This window comes from Enterobacter cloacae complex sp. ECL411 (assembly GCF_021869665.1).
GTDB lineage: Bacteria > Pseudomonadota > Gammaproteobacteria > Enterobacterales > Enterobacteriaceae > Enterobacter > Enterobacter intestinihominis.
In genome coordinates this window covers 3,577,187-3,590,689 of the sequence record NZ_CP091486.1, presented here as the reverse complement: position 1 = coordinate 3,590,689, position 13,503 = coordinate 3,577,187, and the positions used below count along the sequence as shown (strand labels likewise).

16 protein-coding genes, 1 pseudogene and 1 other annotated feature (1 of these 18 running past the window's edge) are annotated in these 13,503 nt (G+C 52.1%); of the genes and pseudogenes, 12 read left to right on the top strand and 5 right to left on the bottom strand.

The features are described from left to right. Window positions 1-11: 11 nt before the first annotated feature. The 5 genes from rimM (at window position 12) to L3069_RS17120 (ending at window position 3,687) form a co-directional block, all read left to right on the top strand. Window positions 12-551: a ribosome maturation factor RimM gene (gene rimM, locus L3069_RS17140; RefSeq protein ID WP_003863136.1), complete on the top strand. Its 540-nt coding sequence runs from the start codon at window positions 12-14 to the stop codon at window positions 549-551. A gap of 31 nt (window positions 552-582) precedes the next feature. Next, complete coding sequence (gene trmD / locus L3069_RS17135) at window positions 583-1,350, top strand: tRNA (guanosine(37)-N1)-methyltransferase TrmD (protein WP_003863138.1); 768 nt, start codon at window positions 583-585, stop codon at window positions 1,348-1,350. A gap of 43 nt (window positions 1,351-1,393) precedes the next feature. Further along, window positions 1,394-1,741, top strand: coding sequence for a 50S ribosomal protein L19 (gene rplS, locus L3069_RS17130; protein WP_002914145.1), 348 nt, complete (start codon window positions 1,394-1,396; stop codon window positions 1,739-1,741). Window positions 1,742-1,873: 132 nt separating this feature from the next. Next, complete coding sequence (locus L3069_RS17125) at window positions 1,874-2,278, top strand: DUF2946 domain-containing protein (protein ID WP_022649065.1); 405 nt, start codon at window positions 1,874-1,876, stop codon at window positions 2,276-2,278. A gap of 38 nt (window positions 2,279-2,316) precedes the next feature. After that, complete coding sequence (locus L3069_RS17120) at window positions 2,317-3,687, top strand: PepSY domain-containing protein (protein ID WP_038416538.1); 1,371 nt, start codon at window positions 2,317-2,319, stop codon at window positions 3,685-3,687. 2 nt (window positions 3,688-3,689) lie between these two features. Here L3069_RS17120 and L3069_RS17115 read toward each other — a convergent pair whose 3' ends face one another. From L3069_RS17115 to L3069_RS17105, 3 genes are read right to left on the bottom strand one after another with little or no spacing between them, the layout of a single operon-like run. Next, window positions 3,690-4,172: an OmpA family protein gene (locus L3069_RS17115; RefSeq protein WP_023298405.1), complete on the bottom strand. Its 483-nt coding sequence runs from the start codon at window positions 4,170-4,172 to the stop codon at window positions 3,690-3,692. A gap of 12 nt (window positions 4,173-4,184) precedes the next feature. After that, the gene (gene dgcN / locus L3069_RS17110) at window positions 4,185-5,405 is read right to left on the bottom strand and encodes a diguanylate cyclase DgcN (RefSeq protein WP_038416537.1); all 1,221 of its coding nucleotides are present in this window, start codon (window positions 5,403-5,405) and stop codon (window positions 4,185-4,187) included. Then, window positions 5,398-5,934: a YfiR family protein gene (locus L3069_RS17105; protein WP_032622391.1), complete on the bottom strand. Its 537-nt coding sequence runs from the start codon at window positions 5,932-5,934 to the stop codon at window positions 5,398-5,400. Before L3069_RS17105 ends, dgcN begins: the two co-directional genes overlap by 8 nt. A 478-nt stretch (window positions 5,935-6,412) precedes the next feature. Here L3069_RS17105 and aroF point away from each other — a divergent pair, with 478 nt between their 5' ends. After that, entirely contained in the window at window positions 6,413-7,483 is a 1,071-nt protein-coding gene (gene aroF, locus L3069_RS17100; RefSeq protein WP_006811632.1) for a 3-deoxy-7-phosphoheptulonate synthase AroF, read from the top strand. A 10-nt stretch (window positions 7,484-7,493) separates the two neighbouring features. After that, window positions 7,494-8,615 (top strand): bifunctional chorismate mutase/prephenate dehydrogenase, encoded by a 1,122-nt coding sequence (gene tyrA, locus L3069_RS17095; RefSeq protein ID WP_022649060.1) that lies wholly within the window; start codon window positions 7,494-7,496, stop codon window positions 8,613-8,615. Between the two features lie 185 nt (window positions 8,616-8,800). On the opposite strand, the pseudogene L3069_RS17090 reads toward tyrA, so the two are convergent. Continuing rightward, window positions 8,801-9,403: pseudogene (locus L3069_RS17090) on the bottom strand (tyrosine-type recombinase/integrase); the annotation flags it as partial. A 124-nt stretch (window positions 9,404-9,527) separates the two neighbouring features. Between L3069_RS17090 and L3069_RS17085 the strand changes: the two are divergent. The 5 genes from L3069_RS17085 (at window position 9,528) to L3069_RS17065 (ending at window position 12,308) form a co-directional block, all read left to right on the top strand. Continuing rightward, window positions 9,528-9,815: a hypothetical protein gene (locus L3069_RS17085; RefSeq protein WP_227022509.1), complete on the top strand. Its 288-nt coding sequence runs from the start codon at window positions 9,528-9,530 to the stop codon at window positions 9,813-9,815. 89 nt (window positions 9,816-9,904) lie between these two features. Next, complete coding sequence (locus L3069_RS17080; RefSeq protein WP_038416536.1) at window positions 9,905-10,576, top strand: hypothetical protein; 672 nt, start codon at window positions 9,905-9,907, stop codon at window positions 10,574-10,576. A 10-nt stretch (window positions 10,577-10,586) separates the two neighbouring features. Continuing rightward, complete coding sequence (locus L3069_RS17075; protein WP_023298399.1) at window positions 10,587-11,015, top strand: hypothetical protein; 429 nt, start codon at window positions 10,587-10,589, stop codon at window positions 11,013-11,015. A 72-nt stretch (window positions 11,016-11,087) separates the two neighbouring features. Continuing rightward, window positions 11,088-11,291, top strand: coding sequence for an ogr/Delta-like zinc finger family protein (locus tag L3069_RS17070; protein ID WP_071881511.1), 204 nt, complete (start codon window positions 11,088-11,090; stop codon window positions 11,289-11,291). Window positions 11,292-11,435: 144 nt separating this feature from the next. Beyond that, complete coding sequence (locus L3069_RS17065) at window positions 11,436-12,308, top strand: SMP-30/gluconolactonase/LRE family protein (protein WP_023306734.1); 873 nt, start codon at window positions 11,436-11,438, stop codon at window positions 12,306-12,308. Here the strand turns inward: L3069_RS17065 and pheA are convergent. After that, window positions 12,305-13,465, bottom strand: coding sequence for a bifunctional chorismate mutase/prephenate dehydratase (pheA, locus tag L3069_RS17060; RefSeq protein ID WP_023306733.1), 1,161 nt, complete (start codon window positions 13,463-13,465; stop codon window positions 12,305-12,307). The genes L3069_RS17065 and pheA overlap by 4 nt on opposite strands. Window positions 13,466-13,495: 30 nt before the next feature. Continuing rightward, window positions 13,496-13,503: a sequence feature (Phe leader region), on the bottom strand; it runs 118 nt beyond the window's last position.

Sequence of the window (13,503 nt, the reverse complement as noted above, 5' to 3'; positions counted from 1 at the left end):
TCACGGTGGTCATGATGAGCAATAAAGCACCTGTTGAACCGATCGTATTGGGAAAAATGGGTTCTTGCTACGGTATCCGTGGTTGGCTCAGAGTGTTTTCCTCCACTGAAGACGCTGATAGCATTTTTGATTACCAGCCCTGGTTTATCCAGAAAGCCGGTAAGTGGGAAGAGGTCGAGCTGGAAAGCTGGCGTCACCACAATCAGGACATCATCATCAAGCTGAAAGGCATTGACGATCGAGATGCCGCGAATGCGCTGACTAATTGTGAAATTGTCGTGGATTCGTCGCAGTTGCCGCAACTGGAAGAGGGTGACTACTACTGGAAAGACCTTATGGGTTGCCAGGTAGTGACCACTGAAGGCTACAGCCTGGGGAAAGTCATCGACATGATGGAAACCGGGTCAAATGACGTTCTCGTCATTAAGGCAAACCTGAAAGATGCATTTGGCATCAAGGAGCGGTTGGTCCCGTTCCTCGATGGACAGGTTATCAAGAAAGTCGATCTCACTACTCAAACCATTGAAGTAGATTGGGATCCTGGTTTTTAAATTCTCCGGATAAACGGTAAAAGACGGCGCTATGTGGATTGGCATAATTAGCCTGTTTCCTGAAATGTTCCGCGCGATTACCGATTACGGGGTAACTGGCCGGGCAGTTAAGAATGGCCTGCTGAGCATCCAGAGCTGGAGTCCTCGTGACTTCACGCATGACCGGCACCGTACCGTGGACGATCGTCCTTACGGCGGCGGACCGGGGATGTTGATGATGGTGCAACCCTTACGGGACGCCATTCACACAGCAAAAGCCGCGGCAGGTGAAGGCGCGAAGGTGATTTATCTGTCACCTCAGGGACGCAAGCTTGATCAAGCGGGCGTGAGCGAACTGGCGACGAATCAAAAGCTGATTCTGGTCTGTGGTCGCTACGAAGGGATAGATGAGCGCGTAATTCAAACCGAGATTGACGAAGAATGGTCTATCGGCGATTACGTTCTCAGCGGTGGTGAGCTACCAGCAATGACGCTGATTGACTCCGTCGCCCGGTTTATTCCGGGGGTTCTGGGCCATGAAGCTTCGGCAACGGAAGATTCCTTTGCCGATGGATTGCTGGACTGTCCACACTATACTCGTCCTGAAGTGTTAGAAGGGATGGAAGTCCCGGCAGTGTTACTGTCTGGAAACCATGCCGAGATACGTCGCTGGCGTTTGAAGCAGTCGCTGGGCCGAACCTGGCTTAGAAGACCTGAACTTCTGGAAAACCTGGCTCTGACTGAAGAGCAAGCAAAGTTGCTGGCCGAGTTCAAAACTGAACACGCGCACCAGCAGCATGAACATGATGGGAAAGCGTAATACGCTCCCGAATATCAGTTTACCCAGGATAAGAGATTAAATTATGAGCAACATTATTAAGCAACTTGAACAAGAGCAGATGAAGCAGGACGTACCTTCCTTCCGTCCAGGTGACACCGTGGAAGTGAAAGTATGGGTTGTTGAAGGTTCCAAAAAACGTCTGCAGGCATTCGAGGGCGTGGTTATCGCTATTCGTAACCGCGGTCTGCACTCTGCATTCACTGTTCGTAAAATTTCCAACGGCGAAGGCGTTGAGCGTGTCTTCCAGACTCACTCTCCGGTAGTTGACAGCATTGCTGTTAAACGTCGTGGTGCTGTACGTAAAGCTAAACTGTACTACCTGCGTGAGCGTACTGGTAAGTCTGCTCGTATTAAAGAGCGTCTGAACTAAGATTCGCTTAAGCGACATCCTGTCAGAAAGGGCTGGCCGAAAGGCTGGCCCTTTTTTTATCCCATCGCACCTCTCGCGTTAACCCTTCCGTCATAAATCATTTACAATGTTCGCCTCTTGGGTGGAGGGTAAGTGGATAACGTACTGCATCAGCATAGCTGGAAACGCGCAGCGGCATTGACCGCGCTGTTTGCGATCCTGCTGATCGTCGTGGCGCCGCTGATCTCCGTCTCGCTGCAAAAAGATCCCATGAGCGCCATGCCGGGTATGCACCATGACATGAGCATGATGTCGATGGACGAGCATCATGGGGATATGCCGCATTCCATGCCAGTTGACCATGCGGAAGCCTGCGGCTACTGCGTGCTGTTAGCGCATGTGCCGGGCGTGATGCTGGCGCTTATCGTTCTGCTCAGCGTGGTGTTGCAGCGGCTGCGCATGAAGCCGCCTCGTCAGGCGGTCAGCCACTGGCACTTTTTCCCCTGGCTTTACCCCGATACCCGCGCGCCGCCGCGTCGGTCTGCTTTCTCCCTTTAAAACAAAATCACTCACTTTTTGCCTTAAAAAGGAAAAGTATGACTACCTGCACTCCGCGCGCGGCATGGGGAAACCTGCTGCGTCGCCTCCATTTCTATATCGGGCTGTTTGTTGGTCCGTTTATTTTCTTCGCAGCGCTGACCGGTACGCTGTATGTCGCCACGCCGCAGCTTGAAAATGCGCTGTACCATCATGCACTCCACACGGATGCCGTGGGTGAGGCGCAGCCTCTTGCTGCACAGATTGCCGCGGCCGAAAAGGCCGTAGAATCAGATCTGCGTCTGCATGCCGTTCGTCCGGGGCTGGAAGAGGGCGAAACGACCCGCGTGATGTTTGCCGACCCGGCGCTGGGTCCCTCCGAGCATCGGGCTATTTTTATTGATCCCGCCAGCCTTGAGGTTCGAGGGGATATGACTGTGTACGGCACCAGCGGGATTTTACCGCTGCGTCAGACTATCGATTATCTGCATACCTCGCTGATGCTGGGCAACCTCGGGCGCCTCTATAGCGAGTTAGCCGCCTCGTGGATGTGGGTTGCTGCCCTGGGCGGGATCGCGCTGTGGTTCTGTACCCGACCGAAGCGCCGTATTAACAATCGTTTCCAGAATCGTCGTCGCCTGCATGTGATCTTAGGCTGGACGTTACTGGCGGGAATGCTGCTGTTCTCAGTCACCGGGTTAACCTGGTCACAATGGGCCGGTGGCAACGTCGATAAGCTGCGTGCAGAGATGAACTGGCTGACGCCGCAGGTAAACACCACCCTTTCCGGTGCGCCGGAAATGATGGATGAACACGCCGAACATCGTGGTCATCACGGCGGAATGTCGATGCCTGAAATGCCTGTTGAACTGTCGCTTTTTGACAGCGTATTGCAGGCCGCCCGCCAGTCAGGAATTGATGCTAACAACGTTGAGATCCGTCCGGCAAGCAGGGTCGACCAGGCCTGGACGGTGACGGAAATCGATCGCCGCTGGCCGACGCAGGTTGATGCCGTTGCCGTGGACCCCCACTCTCTGAAGGTGCTGGACAGGACTCGCTTTGGGGATTTCCCGCTGATGGCTAAACTCACCCGCTGGGGCGTGGATTTCCATATGGGGATCCTGTTTGGTCTGGCAAATCAGCTGCTGCTCATCGCGTTTGGCGTTGCGCTGTGCGTGCTGATTATCTGGGGATACCGGATGTGGTGGATGCGTCGTCCTGCGACGTCAGCCGCGAACCCGGTACAGACGCTCTGTCAAAGCTGGCTGGCATTGCCGCTGTGGGGAAGGGGAGTGACGTTCATGATAAGCCTCCTGCTGGGGCTGGCGTTGCCGGTAATGGGCGTCAGTCTGGCTGTATTTATCGTGATTGACTGGCTGCGCTGGCGAGCGGCTTCAGGCGTGTCGCTCGCCGGCACATCCGCTAAATAGCCTTAAGGCGTGCTGATAACTACCGCAACACGGCGGTTTTCAGCGCGCCCTTGCGCAGTACGGTTGCTGCTGAGAGGGTATTTTTTGCCTAAACCCCGCGTAGTGAGGTTGCTGCGCGGGATGTTCGCGCCCTTCGCCCAGGCATCCGCTACAACATTGGCACGTTTTAACGAAAGCGCTTCGTTGTAGCTCTCTTCGCCATAGTTATCCGTATGGCCGTCCATCCGGGCGTGATTCAGACCGGTTGCCGCCAGACGTGAGGCCATAGTCTGGATCTGCGTTTCACTTTCCGGACGCAGTCTGGCGTCATTTTTATCAAACAGGATCTTATCCGACAGGCCCAGGGACCAGTCGCCATTCAGTTCGTTAAAGCCGTAGGACTTCATGGCCGCGATTTGCTCTGGTGTGAATTTACCCTCCGGCGTCTGGCACCCGGACATAACCAGAGATGCCAGTAACAACGGCGCGAAGTATCGCTTCAACATATCGTCTTCCTTTCAGGGTATTGGTTTCGAACGCTGGTTTTTGACCAGGTACATATTGCGATCGGCTTGCTCAAGCAATGCCTCGACGGAGGCATTTTCCCACGCCAGAGCAAAGCCAATGCTGAGTGACATTGATGCTGTGTGTCCGTTATGCAGATCAAACGGACGGATAAATTGCTGCGACAGCGCAGCGCAAATATATTCGACCTCACGCGCTGTGTGGACGCCATAAAGGATCATGGCAAACTCGTCGCCGCCAAGACGGTAAGACTGATGACGTTTTTCGCCAAATTCGACCATCCTTTTTGCGGCTTCGACCAGTACGCAGTCGCCCGCGGCATGGCCCCAGGTGTCGTTAATAAACTTGAAGTTATCACCGTCTAGGAAGAGCAGGGCAGAATTGGTCTTTGCCGAAGCGTCATTCATTAAGGCCGCAATGTTGTTGCGAAACGCGGCGCGGTTTGCAAGCCCCGTGAGCGGATCGTGCATGGCGGTACGCAACAGTTGAGCGTTTTTCGCCTGTAGCTTGAGCTGCCACTCTTCCATTTCATCCAGCAGGCTGTTGAAGTCTTCACCAAACTGGTGGAACTCTTCAATGCGGCCTTCCGTTACCCGGCGAGAGAAGTTGCGGTTGGTACGGACGTCATGCACAACGTCAGTGATGTTTTGCATTTCAACAACCATGCCATGATGTAGCGAGCGGGTGATGGTCAATGCGACGGCAGAGGCAAAAAGAATGCAGCCGGTGAGGACCGCAAATGAGAGCCAGATAAAGTGGCTAATCAGGCTATCTCGTGCGGTCAGACGAATTTCGCCAATCACATTACCGTTATGTATGATGGGCTGTGCGACAGGAACAGGGAACAACCACCGGTTGACCAGCGCGCCCAGCGTGTCGGTATTATCCGCCGGGTTCCACGACCACCAGGCAAACCGTTTATGATGTGCATTAAGCACTTCCGCCACGGCAAATTGCCCCTGCTTGCCGAGGGTCGCCAGCGTTTCATTTGCCGCCACGGCATCGTTGAATACCAGAGAGGCCTCAAGGCTGTGGCTCATGGTGGCGCCGGTGAGTTCGAGGTTTTTTTGCGCGTATTGCTTTAATGTCACCACGGAAGCGAAACACAGCAGCAACCATATAAACGTCATCGTTATAATGACGCTTATCATGCTGATTCGCCGCAACGTTCTTTTAAACGTCGGACGCGGTGTTGGTGTGACTTCCTTATTCATGCTTCTTATTCCGTGCGAGCATTAATACATCCGGATTGACTCTTACGCCACTGCGCGTCAGCGCATCCAGATTTACGGAAAACCTGACCTTGTTGTGCTCTATTATCAGACAAAATGCGCTGCCAATAACGCATTCAGGATTTTGCTCTGACATTAATAGCAACGCCTGGCCCTGATATTGATTTATTATTTCCTGTTGTTTTGCCGGTGATTCGCTCCCGAAATAGAGGGCATCGCACCTTGCTGTGAGTGCTTCCCGATCGCTATGCACAATGACAGGACTATAGGGCAACGGGTTATTTACATCTTCACTGCTGAGCGCCTGTCTGTAACGGGAAGAGGCATAAATACAGAGCTTAGGCTGGCCGGAAAGTGCTGGCCATCGGGTGTAGCTTACAATACCAGAAACAATCGAACGTACCGATTTATCTGTTTCCGTGAGCGAGCCTGCCCTTGCAGGGTTCACCAAAATGAACAGCATTAGCGCCAGGGGGAGGTGAAGCAAAGCGATCAAGAATGTATTTCTCATCAGAATCCGCCAAACCGCCCCGGAAATAGATGCCCTTATGAATTTCCGGCAGAATACCATTCTTTCTCAAAGCCGTCATTATGTCAGAAATATCCCTGTCTTGACCTAAGCTAAATCTTACAGAGCACGATATTCAAAGTAATTTAGGCAGGCTCAATTAAGTCTGCTGGAATTCATACTTTTATTCATTTTTTGTTGCCAGGATTTATGTAGCCACGCAACTTTCCCTCAATTCACCCGAGGATAATTAAGCTAACGGCCAGCGCCGGGATAGCGTGCCTGGTGTGAGCGTAGACTGGCGTTAAAAGCGTATGTGTAATTTTATGTTTACGATTTTAACCTGTAATTTGGCATTTAAATGGCTGCTGTAAAATAATCTGTACGTATTTTGGATTGAAATCTTTACTTGATGTGTTATCGTTGTGTCACCTCTTCGAGGAAAACCACTATCGCAAACGAGTTTTACAGGATCGCAATCATGCAAAAAGACGCGCTGAACAACGTACATATCACTGACGAACAGGTGTTAATCACCCCGGATCAACTGAAGGCGGAATTCCCGCTGAGCGTCGCGCAGGAAGCTCAGATTGAGCACTCTCGCCAGACCATTTCTGACATTATCGCAGGCCGCGATCCGCGCCTGCTGGTGGTATGTGGTCCTTGCTCCATTCACGATCCTGAAACCGCCATTGAGTACGCTCGTCGATTTAAAGCATTAGCGGAGGAGGTCAGCGATAGCCTCTATCTGGTGATGCGCGTCTATTTTGAAAAGCCACGTACTACGGTTGGCTGGAAAGGATTGATCAACGATCCGCACATGGATGGCTCGTTTGATGTGGAAGCGGGCCTGAAGATTGCGCGTCGCCTGCTGGTGGAGCTGGTCAGCATGGGGCTGCCGCTGGCAACCGAAGCGCTGGATCCGAACAGCCCGCAGTACCTCGGCGATCTGTTTAGCTGGTCTGCGATTGGGGCGCGCACCACCGAGTCACAAACCCACCGCGAGATGGCGTCTGGCCTGTCTATGCCGGTTGGTTTTAAAAACGGTACCGACGGCAGCCTGGCCACGGCGATTAACGCCATGCGCGCCGCCGCTATGCCCCATCGTTTTGTCGGGATCAACCAGGCGGGCCAGGTATGCCTGCTGCAAACGCAGGGCAATCCGGACGGGCATGTGATCCTGCGCGGTGGTAAAGCGCCAAACTACAGCCCGGCGGATGTCGCGCAGTGTGAAAAAGAGATGGAACAGGCGGGACTGCGTCCGGCGCTGATGGTAGATTGCAGTCATGGTAATTCGAATAAAGATTACCGTCGCCAGCCTGCGGTTGCAGAATCTGTGATTGCACAGATTAAAGATGGTAACCGTTCAATTATCGGCCTGATGATTGAAAGTAATATTCATGAAGGCAATCAGTCATCGGAACAGCCGCGTAGCGCGATGAAGCCCGGCGTCTCCGTCACGGATGCTTGCATCAGCTGGGAAACCACTGATGCGCTACTGCGTGAGATCCACAAAGATTTGAACGGCCAGCTGGCGACGCGTCTGGCATAAGAGGATAGTTATGGTTGCTGAATTGACCGCATTACGCGATCAAATTGATGAAGTGGATAAGGCGTTGCTGGACCTGCTGGCGCGCCGCATGGCACTGGTTGCTGAGGTCGGCGAAGTTAAAAGCAAATACGGCCTGCCAATTTACGTTCCGGAGCGTGAGGCCTCTATGCTCGCCTCCCGCCGTAAAGAGGCACAGGCGCTGGGCGTTTCACCGGACTTAATTGAAGATGTCCTGCGTCGTGTGATGCGGGAATCCTATTCAAGCGAAAACGACAAGGGCTTCAAAACTCTCTGTCCGTCGCTGCGTCCGGTGGTGATTGTCGGTGGCGGCGGCCAGATGGGGCGTCTGTTTGAAAAAATGCTGACGCTTTCTGGCTATCAGGTGCGCATCCTGGAAAAAGAGGACTGGCCGCATGCGCCGGAACTCATGAAGGATGCCGGAATGGTTATCGTCAGCGTACCGATTCATGTGACGGAGCAGATTATCGCGAAACTTCCTCCGCTGCCGGAAGATTGCATTCTGGTGGATCTGGCGTCCGTTAAAAATGGCCCTCTACAGGCAATGCTGGCGGCGCACACCGGGCCCGTGCTTGGGTTACACCCGATGTTTGGCCCGGACAGCGGCAGCCTGGCGAAGCAGGTAGTGGTTTACTGCGACGGTCGTCAGCCGGAAGCGTATCAGTGGTTCCTGGAACAGATTCAGGTCTGGGGGGCACGTTTGCACCGTATCAGTGCGGTTGAGCACGATCAGAACATGGCGTTTATTCAGGCGCTGCGCCACTTTGCAACCTTCGCCTATGGTCTGCACCTGGCGGAAGAGAACGTTCAGCTTGAACAATTGCTGGCGCTTTCCTCGCCAATTTATCGTCTGGAGCTGGCGATGGTCGGGCGACTGTTTGCCCAGGATCCACAGCTTTACGCCGACATCATCATGTCGTCTGAAAATAACCTGGCGCTGATCAAGCGCTACTATCAGCGTTTTGGCGAAGCGATCACCTTGCTGGAACACGGCGATAAACAAGCGTTTATCGACAGTTTCCGTAAAGTGGAGCACTGGTTCGGTGATTACGCCACGCGATTCCAGAGTGAAAGCCGCACGCTGTTGCGCCAGGCAAATGACAGTCGCCAGTAATCTGATGATGTATATACTGAAAGCCAGCAATGCTGGCTTTTTTCATATAATGGGTGGATGTGGTTTATCAACCATTTAAATTATCACTAATAAAAACAGTAATTTAAAAAAGCTGTAACCATCTGGAACCGTTTCTAATACCCCGAAGTGTGGACGCAATGTGGACACTCCGGGGGGAGCAGAACCTACAGCGATATCCCTCCTGAAAGCGGATTCAATGCCACGGCATTTTGCAGGTACTCCGGTGACAAATGCGCATAAGTCATCGTCTGCTGGATGTTTGCATTACCCAGTATTTGCTGTAATGAAATGATGTTACCCCCGTTCACCATGAAATGACTTGCGAAGGTATGACGCAAAATATGCGTTGCCTGATTTGCAGGAATATCAGGTTTAACCATCTTCAGCACTTTGCAAAAACTCACGTAATCGATGTTGAACAGATTCCCGCTGGTATTCTTCTTTATCAGCGATTCAAGCTCAGAAGAAATCGGTACAGTGCGCTTTTTTGCGTTTTTGATTTTCAGGAATGTCACGCGCCCGTTTACTATTTGTGCCGGTTTGAGTGTTGCCAGCTCTGACCACCGCCCGCCGGTACTAATCCCCAGCAGGGCAACCAGCAGATCCTCACCTGTAAATGACTTAAGCAGCAGCGCACTTTCTGCTTTGTTAAGGAAAGCCATTTCAGGGTTAGCCTCTGCCAATGGTGGCAAACCATGAACGGGGTGCACCCCAGCAAACTCTTAAAGTTGAATCAGCTTCGTGAACATGCCTGATACAAGAAAGAGGGTATACCGAAAACGCGTGTCAGTGAGGGTAACGAATGTTATCGATTTAACTGAGTGGGTAGCAAATTATGTAATGTTGAGTTTCCAGTTGATGCTGGATGACGCCGACTGCGGTATGACAATCATGAACTGGAAAGAACTAAGCGAGAAGGGGCTGGTTTTCAGAATTAATCACGAAATTTTATACCCGCCAGGGCTGGCTGTTGGATATGAAATGACTAACGGTGTTTCGGCTGGGGCTTCGTGGCTGATAACGGAGCCTGGCAATATTCAGACGAGCTTGTTGATGATGCTAAAAAAATGGGTGGTTAAAATGAGCCATACGCGAATAATGCCAGCACCGCCGGTGCTGAAATTTGCTTTCAGCGCCGGTGGTGTTGAACAACGAGCGCGGCGAGGCGTTAGCCTCTAAGTCGATAAAATCAGAGTCAGGAAAGTAGATTGAAGTAAAAACGTCCATTATGATGACCCCAAAGGTTAGCCCAAAAGGAAATTAGGACAATGAGCGTTGGATTAATTACGGACGAGCCAGGACGTTTCTACACCTTCCAGTCAACATTACCAGCCGGTGAATACTTCGAATTTCGCCCCCGCAATCCTCCACTGAATTCAAAACCCATTGTTGATGACGAAACCGGGATGTGTATTGGCTATTCAGTCTCTCAGGCTCCCGGTTTATGGCAGATTTATGATACCGACGGCATGTTTGTCAGGCTGGAAGAAGCGCCACTAGAAGCCCCCCTGACTGACCCAACAGACATCGTATTAATTGCCTTGGGTGCATTTCGTCTTTTTCGGGCTGGTAAAGCGTTACTGGAGAGTGGAGTTAAAACCGCTGTAACTGTGAGGCTCAGTGAGGCTACTATCAGTCTCTTACGTGGTCAGCTGAAAATGGGGTTATCTGCACGAACCCTTAAAATGACCGCAACTCCTGCTAAACATATGCTTAATCCCGCGCGATATGTGCCCTTGCAACTTCAGGAAAAAGTTATTCGCTACGGCAAAAGAACGCCAGATCCTCAAAAGGCTCAAGGTCTTTTTCGTTACGAATCTGAGATATATAAACTTGTTGAGAATCGGGCGAAAAAAGGAACCTATTATTATAAAAAATATATGATAGAAGTATTGGTGCGTGAGAAAGACTGGACAATAACTCATTTTTTATACAAGTGATGGGGGGAATATGATTGAGATAATTAGCGACAGGAAAATTTTACGGATTTCCCCCTTTGGGCGTGATAATACCCCTGACATACCAGAGTATGACTGGATACATACCTATGTGGAGTACGAACTACCCGAGCTTAAAACACAATATCAGGCATCCTTTAATGTCGGAGAGCTTAATGCTCTTAAAGCTAAACTCAGGGAGTTACATAGAAGTTTAGTTGATGGCACGAAGGCTCGTGAGGTGATTTTTGATAGCACAGAAAATCAGTTAAATCTTGTGTTTTCACCATCATCAACAGGGCGTGGGGTGCTTTTAACATTAACGCTAAGGCCGGAAAATCCTGCTGAAAGCGTCGTAGTCAGTGATAGTCTTGGAATGGATGAAAGTTATTTTCCTGCAATACTTTCCGGGCTGGACGAAATCATTAATTGGACGAGTTGATTCGCAATTTTAGATGTGCATGCATCAGTGGATGAGTTTGCATTCATTTTTTATTCCAGTTTTTGCCAGCCAGTGACAGCGCTGGTGCGGCTCAAAGGCGCAGGCCATGCGCGCCGCACAGGCAAGGAGCTGTATCATCAGTGCTCAAACATCATTTGCAGTTGCACGTTCATCACCACTGAGACGGTCGAGAGCTTTATCGTTTCGCCGGGTGAAGTAGTACCAGCGCCGCCGCACCCGACGCAATCAGGCCAGCAACAAATCCACTGGATGTGACCAAAAGAAAGCCCTGCACATGGCAGGGCTTTTTCGATGCGTGGACGACGTGTGGACATCGTCAGAAACAAATCCTTTTGTTTCAGCCTTTTGCGTCTAAAATTAAAACAGCAATGCTGGCTTTTTTCATTTTGGGGAACAGTCATGGCTGAACCGCAACTGCTGTTGAACTATACCGGGCATCTGCCCGAATGCCCGACGTGGAGTGCTGAAGAAAAGGCGCTCTACTGGGCGGATATTCTGGAAGGGGAGATTCATCGGTACCATCTGCCCACCGCGGAACACTCGGTGCTCTCATTCCATGAAGAAGTTGGGTGTTTTGCCCTGCGTGAACGCGGCGGATTTATCGTCGCGATGCGAAACGCCATCTGGCTGACCGATAAACACGGCCTGCTCCAGCGTAAGGTTTGCGATAACCCGTCCAACCCGCAGCTTGCACGCTTTAACGATGGAGGCACCGACCATCAGGGACGGTTTTATGCGGGCACGTTCTGGGGGCCGGGAGATTATAACGGCGCCATGTTGATGCGTATCGACAACGACCTGACACCGAAAGTGATCCAGTGCGATATTCAGGGGCATAACGGTTTAGCGTTTAGCCCTGACAAACGGTGGATGTTTACTTCTGATACGCCGAACGGTGTGATCTACCGTACGCCGCTTGATAAGCAGGGGGAACCCGGTAAGCGCGAAGAGTTTCGCCGTTTTAGCGAGGGAGAGGGTATACCCGACGGAGCGGCAATGGATGAGGAAGGCTGCTACTGGAGCGCACTGTTTGACGGCTGGCGTATCGCACGGTTTTCACCGCAAGGCGAACAGCTGGAAGAATACCGGCTGCCGGTACGCTGCCCGACAATGGTCTGCTTTGGCGGCGACGATATGAAAACGCTGTTTATCACCACCACGCGGGAAAATATGGAGGCGGAGGAGCTGGCGAAATACCCGCTTTCCGGTGCCATCTTCACCCTGCCTGTAAATGTGGCAGGGATGAAGAAAAGCCGCTTTATCGAACATTAAGCCGGATCGACCGGGACCACGTTTTCGCTCGGATAGCAGCCCAGTACTTTCATGGAGCGTGTGATCTCGCCCAGTTCGCGCAGGGCTTTCTGCATGGATGCAGACTCCAGGTTGGCCTGAACGTCGAGATAGAACATCTCTTCCCACGGGTTGCCATGTATTGGGCGGGATTCCAGCTTCGTCATGATCAGGTTGTGATTACGCAGCACCAGCAGCGCTTCAACCAGCGCACCCGCCTGCTGGCCGGTCGCCATCAGCAGGGTGGTTTTCGCCGGGACCTGGTCCGACACGTTGATGGCCTTGCGGGCAAGAACCACGAAACGGGTGATATTTTGCGTCTGGTTGGCCAGATTGCGTTCCAGCACCTGTAAGCCATACAGCGCGCCGCCCGCTTCGCTACCGAGTGCCGCGACGGCAGGAGAGTTTGCCTGCGCCACTTTTTCCATCGCCGCCGAGGTGCTTTCGGTGTACTCAATTTTCCAGTGCGGATAACGGTTCAGGAACTGGCTGCACTGCTGGAACGGCTGCGGGTGGCTGTACACCGTTTCAATCTGACTCAGATCGGTTGAGCCAGAGACCAGCACGCAGTGATCGATAGGAATAGTCAGCTCACCGACCAGCGACAGGCTGGTGTGCTGGAGCAGATCGTAAACATCGTTGATGGCGCCGGAACTGGTGTTCTCAATAGGCACCACGGCGTAATCTGCCTGGCCGGTTTCGACCTGGTTGAAGATGTCTGCAAATTTTGCACAACCGCTCTCAATGAACTCTTCGAAATGACGGGCTGCGTACTGGCGAGCCGCCAGGTGAGAATAAGAACCTTTCGGGCCGAGGAAAGCGATCCGAGCAGAGTGCGGGTTGGTTTTGTTCAGATGCTGCTGGAGCAGGGCCTGTTGCGTCAGAACGGAATCTTCAATGATGAGCTGGAACAGGCGGGTGATGTAGTGGGCATCAAGATGATGCGCTTTGCCGAGCTGTATCAACCGTTCCAGTAAATCACGCTCGCGATCGATATCGCGCACCGGCCGATGAGAATCCAGCTTGGCTTTGCCAACTTCAATGGCGAGCGCGCGGCGTTCTGCCAGCAGGGCCAGTAACTTTTCGTCGAGTGCACTGATTTTTACGCGTAAATCCAGGAGCGGGTTTTCCGGTGTCATAGTGTTGTCTGTCTCATTTTATCGTTATCAATAAAAAA